At 63.0% G+C, this 14,499-nt stretch carries 13 protein-coding genes; 8 read left to right on the plus strand and 5 right to left on the minus strand.

All coding sequences use genetic code 11. The features are described from left to right. Window positions 1–96 precede the first annotated feature (96 nt). Window positions 97–1,911, minus strand: a complete 1,815-nt coding sequence (locus tag EG244_RS15335; protein WP_124966017.1) for an aminopeptidase P family protein — start codon at window positions 1,909–1,911, stop codon at window positions 97–99. A gap of 112 nt (window positions 1,912–2,023) precedes the next feature. On the opposite strand from EG244_RS15335, the gene EG244_RS15340 reads away from it, so the two are divergent. Beyond that, window positions 2,024–2,452, plus strand: coding sequence for a tellurite resistance TerB family protein (locus EG244_RS15340; protein WP_124966019.1), 429 nt, complete (start codon window positions 2,024–2,026; stop codon window positions 2,450–2,452). Between the two features lie 82 nt (window positions 2,453–2,534). Here the strand turns inward: EG244_RS15340 and cobT are convergent, their stop codons facing one another. Beyond that, a complete protein-coding gene (cobT, locus tag EG244_RS15345; RefSeq protein WP_124966020.1) occupies window positions 2,535–4,418 on the minus strand; it encodes a cobaltochelatase subunit CobT in 1,884 nt (627 codons plus the stop codon). A 241-nt stretch (window positions 4,419–4,659) separates the two neighbouring features. Between cobT and EG244_RS15350 the strand changes: the two genes are divergently transcribed. Next, window positions 4,660–5,244, plus strand: coding sequence for an NADPH-dependent FMN reductase (locus EG244_RS15350; protein WP_124966022.1), 585 nt, complete (start codon window positions 4,660–4,662; stop codon window positions 5,242–5,244). Between the two features lie 925 nt (window positions 5,245–6,169). On the opposite strand, the gene cobS is transcribed toward EG244_RS15350, so the two are convergent. The 3 genes from cobS to EG244_RS15375 form a co-directional block, all read right to left on the minus strand. After that, window positions 6,170–7,156: a cobaltochelatase subunit CobS gene (cobS, locus tag EG244_RS15365; RefSeq protein ID WP_199737999.1), complete on the minus strand. Its 987-nt coding sequence runs from the start codon at window positions 7,154–7,156 to the stop codon at window positions 6,170–6,172. An 84-nt stretch (window positions 7,157–7,240) separates the two neighbouring features. Further along, window positions 7,241–7,960 carry a CDP-diacylglycerol--serine O-phosphatidyltransferase gene (gene pssA, locus EG244_RS15370; protein WP_124966026.1) on the minus strand — a complete coding sequence of 240 codons (720 nt, stop codon included), beginning with the start codon at window positions 7,958–7,960 and terminating at the stop codon, window positions 7,241–7,243. A 3-nt stretch (window positions 7,961–7,963) separates the two neighbouring features. Further along, the gene (locus EG244_RS15375; RefSeq protein WP_407644052.1) at window positions 7,964–8,668 is read right to left on the minus strand and encodes a phosphatidylserine decarboxylase; all 705 of its coding nucleotides are present in this window, start codon (window positions 8,666–8,668) and stop codon (window positions 7,964–7,966) included. Between the two features lie 405 nt (window positions 8,669–9,073). On the opposite strand from EG244_RS15375, the gene EG244_RS15380 reads away from it, so the two are divergent. The 6 genes from EG244_RS15380 (at window position 9,074) to EG244_RS15405 (ending at window position 14,428) form a co-directional block, all read left to right on the plus strand. Beyond that, a complete protein-coding gene (locus tag EG244_RS15380; protein WP_199738001.1) occupies window positions 9,074–10,465 on the plus strand; it encodes a circularly permuted type 2 ATP-grasp protein in 1,392 nt (463 codons plus the stop codon). Window positions 10,466–10,583: 118 nt separating this feature from the next. Then, on the plus strand, window positions 10,584–11,537 hold the full coding sequence (locus EG244_RS15385; RefSeq protein WP_124966030.1) for an alpha-E domain-containing protein: 954 nt from the start codon (window positions 10,584–10,586) through the stop codon (window positions 11,535–11,537). Further along, a complete protein-coding gene (locus EG244_RS15390) occupies window positions 11,534–12,340 on the plus strand; it encodes a transglutaminase family protein (RefSeq protein ID WP_124966032.1) in 807 nt (268 codons plus the stop codon). Before EG244_RS15385 ends, EG244_RS15390 begins: the two co-directional genes overlap by 4 nt. A 108-nt stretch (window positions 12,341–12,448) precedes the next feature. Further along, window positions 12,449–13,174: a peptidase gene (locus EG244_RS15395; RefSeq protein WP_124966034.1), complete on the plus strand. Its 726-nt coding sequence runs from the start codon at window positions 12,449–12,451 to the stop codon at window positions 13,172–13,174. Between the two features lie 44 nt (window positions 13,175–13,218). After that, entirely contained in the window at window positions 13,219–13,869 is a 651-nt protein-coding gene (locus EG244_RS15400; RefSeq protein WP_124966036.1) for a DUF1194 domain-containing protein, read from the plus strand. Between the two features lie 82 nt (window positions 13,870–13,951). Then, window positions 13,952–14,428: an SspB family protein gene (locus tag EG244_RS15405; RefSeq protein WP_124966038.1), complete on the plus strand. Its 477-nt coding sequence runs from the start codon at window positions 13,952–13,954 to the stop codon at window positions 14,426–14,428. The last annotated feature ends 71 nt before the right edge of the window (window positions 14,429–14,499 follow it).

Here is a 14,499-nt window from a genome sequence, read left to right on the forward strand (position 1 = left end):
CAAAGGTTATTCACAGCCCCGCAGCGACAGTTTACCGCAGCCTGCCGCGGCCTGCCGCCTCCCGCGCGGCACGAAAGCCGCCCGGGAGATCTGCACTCAAAGCGGCGCGCAGGCCCCGCGCAGCCAGTCCCGCACCTCAGCGCTGACCCTGGGCCCGATCTTTGCCAGCACCGCGGCATGATAGTCATCAAGCCAGGCGCGCTCGGCCCTCGACAGCTCCTCCACCAGGATCAGGCGGCGGTCAAAGGGGGCCCAGGTCAGGGTCTCAAAGTCATACATTTTCCGCTGCGCATCGCCGCCCGCAAGCGCCTCTGCCTCGCGGACCACGATCAGGTTCTCCAGCCGGATGCCATAGGCCCCCTCGCGGTAATAACCCGGCTCGTTTGAGAGGATCATCCCCGGCAGGAAAGGCACATCCGAGACCCGCGACAGCCGCTGCGGCCCCTCATGCACGCAAAGGAAGGCCCCCACGCCATGGCCGGTGCCATGATCATAATCGCAATGCAGCGTCCAGAGCGGCGCCCGCGCCAGCGCATCGAGATGGCAGCCCGCCACCCCCGCCGGGAACCGCGCCCGCGAGACCGCAATCATGCCCTGCAGCACCGCCGTAAACGCCCGCGCCGCCCCCTCAGGCGGGGTGCCGATCACCATGGTGCGGGTGATATCGGTGGTGCCGTCTTTATACTGACCACCGCTGTCGACCAGCATCAGGGAATTCGGCTCAAGGCGGCGGTTGCTGTCTTCCGAGACGCGGTAATGGATCACCGCGCCATTGGGGCCCGCGCCCGAGATGGTCTCAAAGCTGAGATCATGGAGCTGATTGGTGGCGCGGCGGAACCCTTCGAGGGCGGTGACCACACCGATCTCGGTCTCCACCTCCCCTGCGCAGACGGCCCCGGCGCGGCCGTCGAACCAGCAAAGGAACTCCGCCACGGCAGCGCCATCGCGCAGATGGGCTTCGCGGGTGGCCGCGATCTCAGCCGCGTTCTTGCAGGCCTTGGGCAGGCGGCAGGGATCGTCGCCATAGACGAAAGCCACCCCCGCCTGATGCAGAATGTCTGAGACCGCCCAGGGCGCGGTGCCGCGATCCACCCGCACCGGGCCTTTCAGCCCGGTCAGCGCGGTTGCGAAATCTTCCTCAGGCGCAAGGCGCACCTCGGGGCCCAGCAGATCAAGCAGTGCTGCGGGGAATTTCGCCGCATGGGCAAAAAGATCAACCGAACCATCGGCATGCAGGATCGCAAAGCTTTGCACCAGCGGGTTTCGGGGCAGATCCGCGCCGCGAATATTCAAAAGCCAGCAGATGCTGTCGGGCAGCGTGATGACCGCGCTGGCCTGCCCCTCTTTGGCCAGCACCGCGCCCAGACGCGCGCGCCTGGCGGCAGAGGTCTCGCCCGCCAGCTCTTCCGGATGGGCAAAGGCGGGCTGGATGGCGGGGCCGGGCTGATCGGGCCAGACCGCATCGACGTGGTTTTCGCTGGCCTGAAGGCGCAGCGGATGACCCTCCAGCGCCTTGCCGATCGCGGCGATCTCAGCAGCGGTGTGCAGCCAGGGATCAAAACCCACCACGCCTTCCGCCAGATTGTCGCGCAGCCAGTCGCCCGCGCTCACCTCAGGCCAGTCGACCGGGGTGAAAACCGGGGCCACCTGCTGGCGCACCTGCAGCCGGTAGCGGCCATCCACAAAGACCCCCGCGATCTCCGGCAGCACGATGCAAAAGCCCGCCGAGCCGCTGAAGCCCGTCAGCCAGGCCAGACGCGCATCGCGGGGGGCCACATATTCGCCCTGCCAGGCATCTGCGCGCGGCACCAGAAAGCCCTGAATACCGGCCTCCGCCAGCGCAAGGCGCAGAGCAGCCAGCCGCGGCGGGCCCTGCTCGGGCGAGTTCTCGGCAGTAAAAGTTTGAAACATAACGGCCTCATCGAGGAACGGGAATCGAACCTGCAGGGTTACACCCTCAGGATGTCAGGGCAACGCGGTGCAAGCGCGAACCCGATATCCCGGGCTAAGAGCGGAGGCGACGATGATCAACAGAATTCTGGGCTTTCTCAGCAGTGCCCCCCCGCCGCGCCCCCTGCCAGAGGCCGATGCGGCGCATCTGATCGGGGCGCTGATGATCCGGCTGGCACGGGCGGATGAGCGGTTGAACCTGCCCGAATTGCAGGCGATCGACCGGCTGTTCATCCGCCGCCTTGGCATGAAGGCCGTGGAGGCCGCAAAGATGCGCGCCGATTGCGAGCGTCTGGAAGCGGTGCTGCCGCCCACGGAAGAGCTGGGCAATCTGCTGTCGGAAAAAATCCCCCCCGATCAACGCTTTGAGCTGCGCGAAGGGCTGATCGAAGTGGCGGAGGCCGATGGCCGGATTGACCCGCGCGAAGCTGAGATGATTGAGGAAATCCGCGCGCTTCTGCAGCGGGCACCTGGTCAGATCAATGCGCATAATCTGGCCTGAATAACGATTACAAGACAGGCCACTTCAGGAAAAACAAAAGCCACGCCCTTTCGCAAAGGCGCGGCAGTCTTTTACGGCGAAGTCAGCGCCAGCCGGAGGCCGATTTATTCGACAAAACGCGGTCCCGCTTGCGCGGATCGGATTCGAACAGCCCCGCCAGCTGCTCGGTCATGGCACCGGCAAGCTGTTCAACATCGGTGATCGTCACGGCGTGCTGGTAATAGCGCGTCACATCATGGCCGATCCCGATGGCGATCAATTCGACCTGACGGCGCTTTTCGACCATGGCGATCACATCGCGCAGATGCTTTTCCAGGAAGCTCGCGGCATTGACCGAGAGCGTGCTGTCATCAACCGGCGCCCCGTCGGAAATCACCATCAGGATCTTGCGCTGTTCACGCCGCGCCATGATCCGGCGATGCGCCCATTCCAGCGCCTCACCGTCGATGTTTTCCTTCAGAAGGCCCTCTTTCATCATCAGGCCAAGGTTATCGCGGGTCCGGCGCATCGGCGCATCGGCCGATTTATAGATGATATGGCGCAGATCATTGAGCCGCCCCGGAGCCTGCGGACGCCCGTCAGCCAGCCATTTCTCACGGCTCTGACCGCCCTTCCAGGCGCGGGTGGTAAAGCCCAGGATCTCGACCTTGACCGAGCAACGCTCCAGCGTGCGGGCCAGAACATCGGCGCAGATCGCCGCAATAGAGATCGGCCTGCCCCGCATGGAGCCCGAGTTATCCAAGAGCAGCGTCACCACGGTGTCGCGGAACTCGGTGTCTTTTTCCCATTTGAACGACAGCGGCGTGGTGGGGTTCGCCACCACCCGCGCCAGCCGGCCCGCGTCCAAAATCCCCTCTTCGAGATCAAAGAGCCAGGAGCGGTTCTGCTGTGCCTGAAGGCGGCGCTGCAGCTTATTGGCCAGCCGCGACACCGCCCCCTTCAGGGGTTCCAGCTGCTGGTCGAGATAGGCGCGCAGACGCTCCAGCTCGGCCGGTTCGGCCAGATCTTCGGCGCGGATCTCTTCGTCGAAAGCCGTTGAAAAGACTTTATAATTCGGATCCGCATCGGAATGCGCGGCGGGTGCAGGCGGCTCTGGCGGCGCATCGGGAGAGGGCATTTCCGCCTCCTCCAGCTCCTCCATCTCATCGCTGTCTTCCGAGGAGGCCTGAGCCTCTGCCTGGTCCTGCTGCTCTTCCTGGGACTGCTCGGTATCGGCCTCGGAATCCTGCTCGTCGTCTTCCTCGGTGCCGCTGCTTTCGGGATCGTCCTGATCGTCTTCCTCGGCCTCTTCGGGGGCCTCGTCGCTTTGATCCTGCTCGTCGGGATCATCGCCGAGCTGATCGCCATAGCCGAGATCGGTGATGACCTGCCGCGCAAAGCGCGCGAAAGCCGCCTGATCCGAGAGCACCTCGCCGACATCTGAAAGCGTGCCCCCGGCCTGAGCCTCAATGAAGCCGCGCCAGAGGTCCGTCACATTGCGCGCGCCCGGCGGCAGCTCACGCCCGGTCGCGATCTGGCGCACCAGATAGCCCGCCGCCACGGCCAGCGGCACCTCCTCAGATCGGGTGATCTGGCTATAGCCCTTGCGCTCGGCCTCATGGGCGATTTTCGCGTCGATATTCACGGCGGTGCCGGGCATGGCGCGGGCGCCGATTGCCTCACAGCGGGCCGATTCCATCGCCTCATAAATATCGCGGGCCATCTGACCCTGGGGCAGATAGCGCGCGGCCGTGCCCTCATCGTGATAGCGGCGGCGCAGCGCCAGCGCATCGGCGGTGCCGCGCGCCAGCATCACCTCATCGCGGGTCATGCGGCGCGAGATCTGCGGCAGGCGCATGGTGTCATTGCTGAGACCCGCCGGATCGACGGAATAGGTCACCGTCAGATCGGCGTCATCCGCCAGCACGCGGGTCGCTTCGGCCAGCGCCTTTTTGAACGGATCGGCCGGATTATCACTGGGTTTCAAGGCGCTGTTCCTTCCCGACTAAACCCGTCCTGCGAGGGGCGGGCCGCTTTGGCCCGAACATGCCACCGCAAGGGGCGCACTGCAAGCAAAGCGCCTGTGAAGAAAGGCCGCCCTGCCCCGCTGCCTGGCGATTGCGCAAAGATGCACAGACTGCCGGGCCGGATTGCAGATTGCTTTTGCCCCGGGCGGAGCCATGCTTGGGCCCAGTGGTTTGCATACTATCACAGTTGAAGGATCTGACATGACGAAGCTTCGCATTGCTCTTGTTATCGGCACGACCCGCGCCACCCGTTTTGCGGATATCCCCGCAGACTGGCTGCTCGATCAGCTGAAAGACCACCCGGATCTTGCGGTCGAAAAGGTCGATCTGCGCGACTTCAACCTGCCGCTCTTTGATGAGCCTGCCTCGAACCTCTGGATGCCCTCGTCGGATCCGGCTGCCGTGGCCTGGCAAAAGAAGATCGGCGAGTTTGACGGCTATATTTTCACCGTTGCCGAATACAACCGCTCGATCCCCGGCGCGCTGAAAAACGCGATGGATCAGGCCTATAATGAGTGGAACAAAAAGCCGATGAGCGCCATTGCCTATGGCGGCACCGGGGCGGCCCGCGCGCTTGAGCATCTGCGCAATATCTCTGTTGAGCTTCAGATGGTGCCCGCACGCAACGCCGTCCACATCGCAGCCGGGGACTTCTTCAAGGTTCACCCCGGCATGGGCGGCAGCGGCAATATGGCCGATATTGAGGAAAACCTGAAAGGCTCTGTCAAAGCGATGGCCGATGATCTGGTCTGGTGGGGCAAGGCCACCAAAGCCGCCCGCGGCTGAGCGCGATATCCCGACGACACCAGCGGCCCTTCGGGGCCGCTTTTTTATATTTAGTCTCTTATGTTATCGTCATTATTGGCTTTATTTGCTCGTAGCACCGGCCACAGCGAATAACAGAGGCACTCCCGGAAAAGAGCGCGCGACTGCCCTGCCCCGCGCAGAAGGCAAAAAGAATCTGCCCGTGAAGACGGTCAAAGTCATGGCGAACCTCACCCCCTCCGCAGCAGCCCCCGAGGCCAGAGGCCAGAGGCCAGAGGCCAGAGGCCAGAGGCCAGAGGCCAGAGGCCAGAGGCCAGAGGCCAGAGGCCAGAGGCCAGAGGCCAGAGGCCAGAGGCCAGAGGCCAGAGGCCAGAGGCCAGAGGCCAGAGGCCAGAGGCCAGAGGCCAGAGGCCAGAGGCCAGAGGCCAGAGGCCAGAGGCCAGAGGCCAGAGGCCAGAGGCCAGAGGCCAGAGGCCAGAGGCCAGAGGCCAGAGGCCAGAGGCCAGAGGCCAGAGGCCAGAGGCCAGAGGCCAGAGGCCAGAGGCCAGAGGCCAGAGGCCAGAGGCCAGAGGCCAGAGGCCAGAGGCCAGAGGCCAGAGGCCAGAGGCCAGAGGCCAGAGGCCAGAGGCCAGAGGCCAGAGGCCAGAGGCCAGAGGCCAGAGGCCAGAGGCCAGAGGCCAGAGGCCAGAGGCCAGAGGCCAGAGGCCAGAGGCCAGAGGCCAGAGGCCAGAGGCCAGAGGCCAGAGGCCAGAGGCCAGAGGCCAGAGGCCAGAGGCCAGAGGAAACCGGGGATAATCTGGGAGGCGTCAAGCCTGAATGTCCGGGGGCGAAGACCCGCGACGGGCAAAGAAACCCGCCCGCCCTGTCAGGGCGGCGGGCAAGGGGGCTGCTGCTCCGCCTGCCCCGGCCCAATGAAAAACGCCGGCGTTTCCGCCGGCACTTTATCTTATTTCATCGCCATTGAGGCGGCGCTCTCGGGCAGCTCCTCGCCAAAGCAGCGCTGGTAGAACTCGGCCACGGTCTGACGCTCCAGCTCATCGCATTTGTTGAGGAAGGTCAGGCGGAAAGCATAGCCCACATTGCGGAAGATCTCGGCGTTCTGCGCCCAGGCCAGAACGGTCCGCGGGCTCATGACGGTTGAGAGGTTCCCGGCCATAAAGGCCTTGCGGGTCAGATCGGCCACGGTGACCATCTGGTTGATCTTCTTGCGGCCGCTCTCAGTATTGTAATGCGGGTTCTTTGCCAGAACGATCGCGGCTTCCGCATCATGGCTGAGGTAGTTCAGCGTGGCGACCAGCGACCAGCGGTCCATCTGGGCCTGGTTGATCTGCTGGGTGCCGTGATAAAGCCCGGTTGTATCGCCCAGACCCACGGTGTTCGCGGTGGCAAACAGACGGAAGTAAGGGTTCGGCGTGATGACTTCGTTCTGATCCAGAAGCGTCAGCTTGCCGTCGGTCTCCAGCACGCGCTGGATCACGAACATCACATCGGCACGGCCCGCATCATATTCATCAAAAACGATGGCGCAGGGGTTGCGCAAAGCCCAGGGCAGAATCCCCTCGTGGAATTCGGTGACCTGAACGCCGTCTTTCAGCTTGATCGCATCCTTGCCGATCAGGTCGATCCGGCTGATGTGGCTGTCGAGGTTGACGCGCACGCAGGGCCAGTTCAGACGCGCGGCCACCTGCTCAATATGCGAGGATTTCCCCGTGCCGTGATAGCCCTGGATCATCACGCGGCGGTTATAGGCAAAGCCCGCCAGGATCGCGAGGGTGGTATCGGGATCAAACTTATAGGTCGGATCGATCAGCGGAACGCGGTCAGAGGCCTCTGCAAAAGCCTTTACCTTCATATCCGTATCGATGCCGAATACCTCGCGTACCGAGATTTCTTCGGTCGGTTTCAGTCCCGTCTCTGCCATAGGATCCGCCATTTGTTCCGCTCTCGCGCCCTGAACGCGCAGTTCGGGACTGTTGTGGAACATATAACCGGGGGCTGCAAGGCCCGAGGGGCCGGATCAGAAGCGGCGGTGACGAACCGCCTGGAAAAGCACCACTGCCAGATAAATCAGACAGACCAGCGTCATAAAGAGCCAAAAGCGCGTGACCATCAGACCGATGCAGATCGCAACGCCAATCAGCAGAAAGCGCGCCTTATCGCGGGCGATCTTCAGCCCCTTGGCCGAAGGCGTCGGGATGCGCGAGATCATCAGGAAGCCCACAAAGCCCAGCCAGAGCGCCACCAGAAGCGGCATCTCGCGGAAATTGCCCAGGCCCGCGAAGGTGGCAAAGACCGGCAGCAGGCCAAGCCCCGCCCCCGCAGGGGCCGGAACACCAAGAAAATGGCGCGGCGCATCGGGCTGATCGCGCATGGTATTGAACCGCGCCAGCCGCAGGCAGCAGCAGATCGCAAAGGTCAGCGCCAGCACCCAGCCAAGCCCCTGATCAGGGAAGAGCGCAAAACGGTAGGTCAGCAGCGCAGGTGCCACGCCGAAGCAGACGAAATCCGACAGGCTGTCGAGCTCCGCCCCCATCTCAGAGGTCGCGCGCAACCGCCGCGCCACCAGACCATCAAGCCCGTCGATCGCAGCGGCAAAGACGATCAATGCCGCCGCGTAAAGATAAAGCCCGTCGAAGGTGAGCCGCATGGCCGTCAGCCCGCAGCAGAGCCCCAGAATGGTGATCAGATTGGGGACCAGATGCACAAAAGGCAGGTTCTCACGCATACGACGGGCCATGGCTTATACCTTCGCGGTGACGATGGGGGTCTGCGGGCCGTTCATACGTGCCAGCACGCTTTCGCCCGAAACCATCTTTTGCCCCACAGCCACCAGCGGCTCAACACCATCGGGCAGATAGACATCGACGCGCGAGCCGAAACGGATCAGGCCGAAGCGCTCACCGGTGGCAAGGGCGGTGCCATTGTCGATGAAGCACAGGATACGTCGCGCCACCAGGCCCGCGATCTGCACAACGCCGACTTCGCGGCCATCGGGGGTCGTGACGACCATCGAATTGCGCTCATTGTCGAGCGAGGCTTTGTCGAGCGAGGCGTTGAGGAATTTGCCCTCGGTATAAACGACATGCTTGACGGTGCCTGCGACCGGGGTGCGGTTCACGTGGCAGTCAAAGACATCCATGAAGACCGAAATACGGGTCAGTTCGCGGGCTTCCATGTGAAGCTCCGGCGGCACCGAAACGCGCTCGATCATCGAGACCACGCCGTCCGCGGGGCTGACAACGATGCCCGCTTCCTGCGGAACGGTCCGGATCGGGTCACGGAAAAAGGCGAGACACCAGACGGTCGCAATCAGCCCGATCCAGCCCAGAGGCTGCCAGACAAAGAAAAAGACCAGCGTCACCGCGGCAAAGATCGCCACGAATTTGCGCCCTTCGGGGTGCAGGCGCACCTTCATCCGATCAAATGCTGAGCCACCACCGGCCATGTGTCATCCTTTCAGGTTAAGATTGCGTTCCATAGCGGCGGAACGCCCTCCGGATCAAGCGCAGCTGTCGCCGCGGGCGGGTTTTTTGCGTCTCTTCGCCACTTAGAGGGGCGGCTGAGCTATCTGACCCTGCATCCGCGGCGCTGTCACCCCCTGTTGATGCCCCAGGCGGCGGACGGAACCCGCAGCCCGGGACTGCGTAATTTCCGGGCAGGCCGTGGCGCGACGGCGAGGGGAAAGGTATCTGATGAATTTTCAGGCAAACTCTGCTCAGATGGCAGGCAGCCCCCTTCGCAGCCTTGCGGCGGGGGCAGGCACGTTCAAGAGTGATCCGGCCGGCAGCCTTTCAGGGCAGCACCCCTGCCCGAAGCGAATGGGGGAATTGTGACCGAATATTTTAATGAGATGTTTCACGCGGGCCAGGTGCGCGCGCCCTATGGGCGGCTGCAGGACTGGATGGCGGCCATGCCCGCTGAGTTGCGGCAGATGAAACAGGCCGAGGCGGAAGAGCTGTTCCGCCGCATCGGCATCACCTTTGCCGTCTATGGTGAGGGCGGCGATCCGGACCGTCTGATCCCCTTTGACATGTTCCCCCGGGTCTTTACCGCCCGGGAATGGGCGCGGCTCGATCGCGGAATCCGGCAGCGGGCCCAGGCGCTGAATGCCTTTCTCGCCGATGTCTACGGGCGCGGCGAGATCGTGCGCGCGGGCCGCATTCCGGCGGATCTGGTCTATAAAAACGCGGCTTATGAAAAGGCGGTCGCCGGTTTCGTGCCGCCCAAGGGGGTCTATTCGCATATCGTCGGCATCGATCTGGTCCGCACGGGTCCGGAAGATTTCTTCGTGCTCGAAGACAACTGCCGCACGCCTTCCGGCGTCAGCTATATGCTGGAGAACCGCGAGATCATGATGCGGATGTTCCCGGATATCTTCCGCGAAAACCGCATTGAGCCGGTGGACCGCTATCCTGATCTTTTGCGCCGCACGCTGGCCTCTGTAGCGCCGGCGAAATGCAACCGCGATCCCAATATCGTCATTCTGACGCCCGGGCATTTCAACTCTGCCTATTATGAGCACAGCTTTCTGGCCGATCTCATGGGGGTCGAGCTGGTTGAGGGGCAGGATCTTTTCGTTGAGGGCGAATTTGTCTTCATGCGCACCACCGAGGGTCCGCGCCGGGTCGATGTGATTTATCGCCGGATTGATGATGATTTCATCGATCCTCTGTGTTTCCGGCCCGATTCCATGCTTGGCGTGCCGGGGCTGATGGATGTCTACCGCTCTGGCGGGGTGTCGATCTGCTCGGCCCCGGGGGCGGGGGTGGCCGATGACAAGGCGGTCTATACCTATGTGCCGGAGATGATCCGGTTTTACTTAGGCGAAGAGCCGATTTTGCAAAACGTGCCGACCTGGCAATGCGCAAAGGGCGATGATCTGAAATATGTGCTGGAGAACTTAGGCGAACTGGTGGTCAAAGAGGTCCATGGCTCGGGCGGCTATGGCATGCTGGTGGGGCCGAAATCGACCCGCGATCAGATTGAGAGCTTTCGCGCGCGGGTGGCGGCCAATCCCGGCAATTACATCGCGCAGCCGACGCTGGCGCTTTCGGCCTCTCCGACCTTTGTCGAGGAGGGGGTAGCACCCCGGCATGTGGATCTGCGGCCCTATTGTCTGGTGGGCGAGCGGATTGAGCTGGTGCCGGGGGGGCTGACGCGGGTGGCGCTGACGGAGGGCTCTTTGGTGGTGAACTCATCTCAGGGCGGCGGGGTGAAAGACACCTGGGTTCTGGCGGAATGAGGGGGGGATTTCAGATGACGGTTGGGCGTTTTGCGGCAGGCCCCGGGGACGCTGTCCCCGGACCCCTGGAGTATTTTAAAAAAGCCAAAGCCGCGGGCGGGTCAGAAGGAGCGCGCCCATGCTGAGCCGGACGGCGGATAATCTTTACTGGCTCGCGCGCTATATGGAGCGGGCCGATACGGCGGCGCGCGCCCTGGAGGTGGGGGCGCGGATCGCGCTGATGCCGAGTGCCGGGCATGGCTACCGCAATGAATGGGACGCGCTGTTGCAGGCCAGTGGCACGGCAGAGATCTTCCGGCGCAAGTATGGCGATGCGGTGCAGCGCAATCTGGAGAGCCATTTTTTCTTTGATGTGGACAATCCATCCTCGGTGGCGGCCTGTATCACCCGGGCGCGGGAAAACGGGCGGATCGTGCGCACGGCGCTGACGGCGCAGGTCTGGGATGCGCTGAATTCGGCCTTTCAGGAATTGCGCCAGTTAGAGCGGGCGTCGCGGTCGGATCTGTCGTTGTTTCGTCTGACGGAATGGACGCTGAAGCAGGCAGCGCTGGTGCGCGGGGCGATTGATGCGACGCTGTTGCGCAATGATGGCAGTCAGTTTCTGAACATCGGCTATCATCTGGAGCGGGCGGATAATACCGCGCGGCTTTTGGACGTGAAATATTACGTGCTGCTGCCGAAGGCGGAGTTTGTCGGCTCGGGCCTTGATAATTATCAGTGGTCGACGCTGTTGCGGGCGATGTCGGTGCACCGGGCCTTTCACTGGGCTTACGGCGGCGAGATCACCGCGCCGAAGATTGCGGATTTTCTGATCCTCAACAATCAATGTCCCCGCGCGCTGATCACCTGTGCGGAGGGGCTGCATCAGAATTTGACCAAGCTTGCGAAATTTTATCACCGTGAGTCGGCTGCTCAGGATGCGGGCAGTGCGCTGTTGCACCGTTTGCAGCAGACCTCGGTGGAGGAGATTTTTGATGAGGGGATGCATGAGTTTCTGACCCGCTTTATCCGCGAGGTGGCCGATATCGGGCGCATCGTGCATGAGGTTTATCTGAGCGGAGACAACCGATGAAACTGACGGTTGAACATGTCACCCGCTACACCTGGGATGTGCCGGTGCGCGGTGTGGTGCAGAGCCATCGGCTGACGCCTGCGGTCTTTGAGGGGCAGCGGGTGCTGGACTGGGAGGTGACGGTCTCGGACGGGATCAGGGGCGGGCGGTTTCGCGATGGCTCGGGCACGCAGATCCAGTCCTGGGCGGTTCAGGGGCCGGTCTCTGAGGTGGTGGTGAGCGTGAAGGGGCGCGTGGAAACCCAGGATCTCGCCGGGGTTTTGCGCGGGCATCGCGAGAGCCTGTCGCCGCTGGTCTGGCTGCGCGACACGGCGCCGACGCGGGCGGATGTGGCGCTTCATAAGCTGGCGCAGAGTGTGGAGGCGCCGGATCCTTTGAACCTTGCCCATGGTCTGGCGGCCGCCGTCGCTGAGGCGATTGCCTATCAGCCCGGGGTGACGACGGCGCGCACGACGGCGGCTGAGGCGCTTTCCTTAGGCGCCGGGGTCTGTCAGGACCATGCTCATGCGCTGATCTCGGTGGCGCGGCTGCGCGATCTGCCGGCGCGCTATGTGAATGGCTATCTGCAGGCCACGGACGATGGCAGCCCGCATGAGGCGATGCATGCCTGGGCGGAGATCTGGATTGAGAGCCTGGGCTGGGTCGGCTTTGACGCGGCCAACCGCTGCTGTCCGGATGAGCGCTATATCCGGCTGGGCTGTGGCTATGATGCGCCCGATGCCGCGCCGATCCGCGGTATTGCCCGCAGCATGGGGCGCGAGGACATGGATGTCCGGGTGCAGGTCGGATCTGCCCAGCAATAGGGCAGACGCCCGATTTTCACGCCTTTGGAACCGGCTGTGACCGCGCAGCCGGTTTTCCGATTGCGGCCTGAGGCGTAGGGTGAAGTTCTGCGAATCGGGAAACTCGTGATGACCTACTGCGTTGGACTGCTCTTGAAAGCCGGGATGGTGCTGCTGTCAGACACCCGCACCAATGCGGGGCTCGACAATATTGCCACCTATCGCAAGATGTTCACCTTTGAAGAGCCGGGGGAGCGGGTCATCACCATTATGACCGCCGGGTCGCTCTCGGTCAGTCAGACCACGCTGTCGCGGCTGCGCGATGCGATCCGGGCCACGGATTCTGATGGGGAAACCTCGATCATGAAGGCCCCCACCATGCTGAAGGTCGCGGAGATCGTTGGCAATATGCTGGCTGCCGTGCGCCTGGATGTGGAAGAAAAGCTGCATTCCATGCGGCAGAGCGCCTCGGCGAGCATGATTGTGGCGGGGCAGCGCAAAGGCGGTAACCCGCGGATGTTTCTGATCTATCCGGAGGGCAATTTCATTGAGGCCACCGATGACACCCCTTTTCTGCAGATCGGCGAGCATAAATACGGCAAACCGATTCTGGACCGGGTGGTGCATATGGACACCCCGCTGATCGACGCACAAAAGGCGGTGCTTTTATCGATGGATTCCACCCTGCGCTCGAACCTTTCGGTCGGGATGCCGCTGGATCTGCAGGTCATCGCGCGGGATGCCTGCGGGGTCACCATGAGCCGCCGGATTGAGGCCGGAGATCAGGATTTCCGCGCCATGTCGGATGCCTGGTCGGTGGCTTTGCGCGACGGGTTCCAGCAGATCCCGCTTTGAAGATAACACTCGCCTGACGGGCGCTTTCGCGTCAGACTGTGGGCATGTGGTACAGGCTGGCGTTTCTCATTGCCCTTCTGATCCCCCGGGGCGCCCTGCCCTGCGAAACGGCTTTGCTGCTGGCGATGGATGTCTCCGGCTCTGTCGACAGTTCGGAATACCGGCTGCAAAATGAGGGGCTGGCCGCCGCCCTGCGCGATCCGGAGATCCGCGATATTATGGTGCAGGGGGCCGTGAGCATCAGCGTGCTGCAGTGGTCGGGTCCCGGGCAGCAGCAGGTGATGATTGACTGGACCTCTGTGCAGGATCTTCGCGCCGCAGAGAGGCTGGCCGCTGAGGTCGCGGCCATGCCCCGCGCCTTTGCGGTGGGCGTGACCGCCATCGGGGAGGCGCTTTACGCCAGTGCTGCGCAGTTTGCCCGCGCCCCGCCCTGTCGCCACCTTGTGGCCGATATCTCAGGCGACGGCGATGAGAATGCGGGCTTTACCCTGCCCGCCGCGCGTCAGGCGCTGGAACGGGCGGGCGTGCAGATCAACGGGCTGGCAATTGAGCAGATCGGGCGCGCGGTCTCGGCCTTTTACCGCGCCAGGCTGATCTCACAGGATGGCTTTGTTGAGACCGCCGACGGCCATCTCGATTTCGCCCGCGCCATCCGGGTCAAGCTTTTGCGCGAACTCACAAAGCCTGCCACCTGAGGCGGGGCGAAAAATCCCCGCTCCCTCTTCCATCGCCCGGTAAATCCCTTATGCTGTCGACCCGTGACGACATGAGGGACCTATGGTGCGCAGCATTGAGTATGGAAATCTGATGCATCAGGCGATGCGGGGGCTGATCCGTCAGGTCCTGACGGAGGTGCGCCAGAACGGACTTCCGGGTGAGCATCATTTCTTCATCACCTTCGATACCACCCATCCGGATGTGCAGATCGCCGACTGGCTGCGGGCGCGTTATCCTGAAGAAATGACCATCGTTATTCAGCACTGGTTTGAGAACCTGGAGGTGGATGAAGAAGGCTTCACCATCACGCTGAACTTCGGCAATCAGCCCGAGCCGATGCGCATTCCCTTTGACGCTCTGCGCACCTTCGTTGATCCGTCGGTTGAATTCGGCCTGCGCTTTGAGGCGCATGAGGAAGACCCGGACGAGGAAGATGAGAGCGAAGAGGGGGGCGATGATGAGCCGACCCCGCCGCCCGCCGCCCCCTCTCCGGGCGGGGCTGAGGTGGTTCAGCTGAACCGTTTTCGTAAAACCTGAGCGTAAAACGGCCCGGGTCACTCCCGGGCCTTATGTTAGCGCCGGTATACACCCGCATACCAATTGCCATC

The sequence above is a fragment of the Falsigemmobacter faecalis genome (genome assembly GCF_003863335.1).
GTDB lineage: Bacteria > Pseudomonadota > Alphaproteobacteria > Rhodobacterales > Rhodobacteraceae > Wagnerdoeblera > Wagnerdoeblera faecalis.

Excerpts from the sequence above, each read along its gene's own strand:
- EG244_RS15340 (WP_124966019.1), top strand. The coding sequence starts at position 2,024 with ATGATCAACAGAATTCTGGGCTTTCTCAGCAGTGCCCCCCCGCCGCGC.
- EG244_RS15400 (WP_124966036.1), top strand. The coding sequence starts at position 13,219 with ATGTGGTACAGGCTGGCGTTTCTCATTGCCCTTCTGATCCCCCGGGGC.
- EG244_RS15390 (WP_124966032.1), top strand. The coding sequence starts at position 11,534 with ATGAAACTGACGGTTGAACATGTCACCCGCTACACCTGGGATGTGCCG.
- EG244_RS15405 (WP_124966038.1), top strand. The coding sequence starts at position 13,952 with ATGGTGCGCAGCATTGAGTATGGAAATCTGATGCATCAGGCGATGCGG.
- EG244_RS15395 (WP_124966034.1), top strand. The coding sequence starts at position 12,449 with ATGACCTACTGCGTTGGACTGCTCTTGAAAGCCGGGATGGTGCTGCTG.
- EG244_RS15385 (WP_124966030.1), top strand. The coding sequence starts at position 10,584 with ATGCTGAGCCGGACGGCGGATAATCTTTACTGGCTCGCGCGCTATATG.
- EG244_RS15350 (WP_124966022.1), top strand. The coding sequence starts at position 4,660 with ATGACGAAGCTTCGCATTGCTCTTGTTATCGGCACGACCCGCGCCACC.
- EG244_RS15335 (WP_124966017.1), bottom strand. The coding sequence starts at position 1,911 with ATGTTTCAAACTTTTACTGCCGAGAACTCGCCCGAGCAGGGCCCGCCG.
- EG244_RS15375 (WP_407644052.1), bottom strand. The coding sequence starts at position 8,668 with ATGGCCGGTGGTGGCTCAGCATTTGATCGGATGAAGGTGCGCCTGCAC.
- cobS (WP_199737999.1), bottom strand. The coding sequence starts at position 7,156 with ATGGCGGATCCTATGGCAGAGACGGGACTGAAACCGACCGAAGAAATC.
- EG244_RS15380 (WP_199738001.1), top strand. The coding sequence starts at position 9,074 with ATGTTTCACGCGGGCCAGGTGCGCGCGCCCTATGGGCGGCTGCAGGAC.
- pssA (WP_124966026.1), bottom strand. The coding sequence starts at position 7,960 with ATGGCCCGTCGTATGCGTGAGAACCTGCCTTTTGTGCATCTGGTCCCC.